This window comes from Bathymodiolus azoricus thioautotrophic gill symbiont (genome assembly GCF_001298715.1).
Lineage (GTDB): Bacteria > Pseudomonadota > Gammaproteobacteria > PS1 > Pseudothioglobaceae > Thiodubiliella.
Map to the genome: position 1 here is coordinate 1 of NZ_CDSC02000014.1, position 3,353 is coordinate 3,353.

The window sequence follows — 3,353 nt, forward strand, 5'->3', positions numbered from 1 at the left end:
TGGGTGCTGTAATTTCTTTCTGTAAATTCAAGAGCGTTTTGTTTGCCTTTTGCAGGGCTTTAACACCTTGGTTGTCTTTGCCTAAGCGTCTAAGCCAAATGCCAATAACTTGTGGGGTTGGTGCTTTTTGATTAGTGATAAGACGCAAAGCTTTGTCTTTGGCAATATGAACAGTATCGTTTAGACATTCACCGTCCTTATGTTGGCTTAGTACCAAGGTATTAATAAAGGTTGAGGCTTTAAGGGCACAATTACTGCCCGATGCGGGGAAGCGCTGATCTATTGTTTTTGATAAATCCAATACTTGGATAGTATGCGCTAGTGTAATAAGCCCAATACGAGAGGTCAAAAGTTCGTTGGTTGTATCAAGCTTGTAGTTTAAAATGTTCATAAACGCATAAAGTTTGGTTGGTTAATGAGGGGCTTGGTTGCCTTTGGTTTTCACCTAATAGGTGAAACTGTTTTTTGGTTGAAATCATTGTACTAGTTGGAGTTTGCGTGTTTTTTTTTGGTTTTTATTTTTGGATTAGGGGAATTACTATTTTGGTTTATTTTCTATAATATGAATTAATAGGGATATAATTTTTAATTGTAAATCAATATTTTTTTTATTTTTGTATTGTGAAATCATTTGTTTTGATACTTCTAGGTCATTAGACAATTGACTGTCCAACTCTTTATTAGTGATTTTTTTTATCTTAATTAGTACTTCTTCAGGTGTATAAATTTTCATAAAAAGTAAATGAATGATTGACTACAATAAAATGTATAATGATTGTAATTTAAATGGCAATTATAATTAAATTATGAACAAAATTAAATTTATTGATTTATTTGCTGGATTAGGTGGAACTAGATTGGGCTTCGAACAGGCTTGTAATGAGTTGAAAATTGAACACGAATGTGTGTTTACATCAGAAATAAAGCCATATGCAATAGACATATATAAACATAATTTTAATAACGAAAATGTACATGGTGATATAACAAAAATAGATGAAGAGTCTATCCCCGATTTTGACTTTTTATTAGGTGGATTTCCTTGTCAAGCGTTTAGTAACGCAGGAAAAAGAAAAGGTTTTAATGATATACGAGGAACTTTATTTTTCGATATAGTTAGGATTCTAAAAGAAAAAAAGCCGACTGGGTTTATTTTAGAAAATGTTGAAGGCTTGGTTGTCCACGATAAAAAAAACAAAACAGATGTTATTGGAAATACTTTAGAAATAATTCTAAAAACTTTAAATGAGTTAAATTATAAAGTGTCTTGGAAAGTTCTAGATTCCAAACTTTTTGGAGTGCCTCAGTCTAGAAAAAGGGTATATATAGTTGGGAATAAAATAAACAAAATCCATTTGACCTCTTTTGAAACAAAAACTAAGGTATTTGGAGATATTCAAGAAACTAATTTACAACCTTTAAAAACTGCTTTTACAAAAAAATTATTGAAATTTTTTTCAGCTGAGGAGTTAAAAGGGAAAGCCATTAAAGATAAGCGAGGTGGTGCGAACAATATTCATAGTTGGGACTTGGAATTAAAGGGGAAACTAACCAAGGAACAAAAGAAAATATTAAACACCTTGCTTAAAGAAAGAAGGAAAAAACAATGGGCAGAATCTAAAGGAATTGTTTGGATGGATGGAATGCCTTTAACCCTAAATGAGATATATTCTTTTTATAAAAATCACGATAAAGGCAATTTAAAAGAAATGCTTGATGATATGGTTGATAAAAAATATTTAAGATTTGAACACCCTAAAGATTTAATAAGATTAGACGATGGCAGTACAAAGCGAGAATACAAGTTTAGTGCCGCTAAAGGATATAATTTGGTCGCTGGAAAATTAAGTTTTGAGTTGAATAAAATTTTGGGTTCGGATTGCATAACGCCAACTATTGTTGCCACAGAAACAAATAGAATTGGTGTTATTGATAATAATTATATTAGGAGATTATCTACTAGAGAATGTTTCCGCTTATTTGGTTTTCCTGATAACTATACATCTAACATAGAGAGTAATAAACTATATGACTTAATAGGTAATACAGTCGTTGTTCCTGTGGTTAAAAATGTTTCGGTTAAGGTATTAGATGGTATTTTTTAGATAATCTTCTAGATAACTAAAGCTCTTATATTCTTGCTGTGTATTAAATAAGGCGTTTATAAATTCTTCTTTAGTTGTAAAACTTTTAAATTGAGGGTTTTTAGCATACCAACTAGATGGTCTAATATTGTAAATCACATCCTTTTTTACTTGGGTTTTTTAAAGGGATTTTTGCAGATGGGCAGGTTATTTCCCATATTTTCTTTATCCATATATCTTGAATATTTAGTTTTGATCCATTGAGTGTATATGAAAAAATAAGATAGTCGGCATTTGTTCTTTTAGGTGAGTCTGCGACAGATCTACAATAAGAATCAAAATTTGCTAAATCAAAGTTTGCACTAGCAGAGGCGTCAAAAGATTTTATTTCTAAAAGATCCTTATCATCGCCGATATAATAATCTGGAAATTCTTGACTATTACCGTTTTCTTTTGGGTCAGTTATATTGAAATTAGTTTTTCTTTGCCCATACTCCAAGCCACTCTTCAATAAGACCTCCCAACCCATCTTTTCCCTGAACTTCTATTTTAATATTTCCAATATTGAACGAAGTCCCTCCCTTAAATGTCGGAAGCTGATTTAACAATTCCTTGTAGATTTTATTTGCTTCTGTATGGTACATATGTTTAATTATGAATATATTGAAAACTTTAAATTTTAAACTAAAATTAGATTTATTCCCCTAATCCAAAAATAAAAATTAAAGAAACACACAAACCCCAACTGGCAGGTCAAGCAAACTTCTTTCTGTAAATTCGCATCTATCCTATCAAATCCACCTCTATCAATCAATCCAAAACCCATCACCACTCAAAAATAAGTAAGCCTTAGAACTTTGTCACTCCATATTATTTTCTTAAAAAAACAATAGAATCTCCAATCCAAAAATAAAAACCAAAAAACCGCTTCACCCATTGGGTGAAAACCAAAGGCAACCAAACCTCTCATTAACCAACCAAACTTTATGCGTTTATGAACATTTTAAACTACAAGCTTGATACAATTAACGAACTTTTGACCTCTCGTATTGGGCTTATTACACTAGCGCATACTATCCGAGTATTGGATTTATCAAAAACAATAGATCAGCGCTTCCCCGCATCGGGCAGTAACTGCGCCTTTAAAGCCTCAACCTTTAATTAATACCTTGGTACTGAGCCAACATGAGGGCGGTGAATGTCTAAACGATACTGTTCATATTGCCAAAGACAAAGCTTTGCGTCTTGTCACTAATCAAAAAGCACCAA

Annotated in this window: 5 protein-coding genes; 2 read left to right on the plus strand and 3 right to left on the minus strand. The window is 31.9% G+C overall.

Features of this window, described 5'->3' with window-relative positions; translation table 11 throughout:
- A partial coding sequence (locus tag BAZSYMA_RS00305; RefSeq protein ID WP_143243031.1) for a hypothetical protein occupies nt 1-391 on the minus strand: 391 nt, incomplete at its 3' end.
- Nucleotides 392-538: 147 nt separating this feature from the next.
- Entirely contained in the window at nt 539-733 is a 195-nt protein-coding gene (locus tag BAZSYMA_RS00310) for a hypothetical protein (RefSeq protein WP_090714367.1), read from the minus strand.
- A gap of 73 nt (nt 734-806) precedes the next feature.
- On the opposite strand from BAZSYMA_RS00310, the gene dcm reads away from it, so the two are divergent.
- On the plus strand, nt 807-2,105 hold the full coding sequence (gene dcm / locus BAZSYMA_RS00315; RefSeq protein ID WP_090714370.1) for a DNA (cytosine-5-)-methyltransferase: 1,299 nt from the start codon (nt 807-809) through the stop codon (nt 2,103-2,105).
- Between the two features lie 121 nt (nt 2,106-2,226).
- On the opposite strand, the gene BAZSYMA_RS00320 is transcribed toward dcm, so the two are convergent.
- Complete coding sequence (locus tag BAZSYMA_RS00320) at nt 2,227-2,595, minus strand: NgoBV family restriction endonuclease (RefSeq protein WP_195910021.1); 369 nt, start codon at nt 2,593-2,595, stop codon at nt 2,227-2,229.
- 483 nt (nt 2,596-3,078) lie between these two features.
- Between BAZSYMA_RS00320 and BAZSYMA_RS09755 the strand changes: the two genes are divergently transcribed.
- Nucleotides 3,079-3,249, plus strand: a complete 171-nt coding sequence (locus BAZSYMA_RS09755; RefSeq protein ID WP_195910022.1) for a hypothetical protein — start codon at nt 3,079-3,081, stop codon at nt 3,247-3,249.
- Nucleotides 3,250-3,353 lie beyond the last annotated feature (104 nt).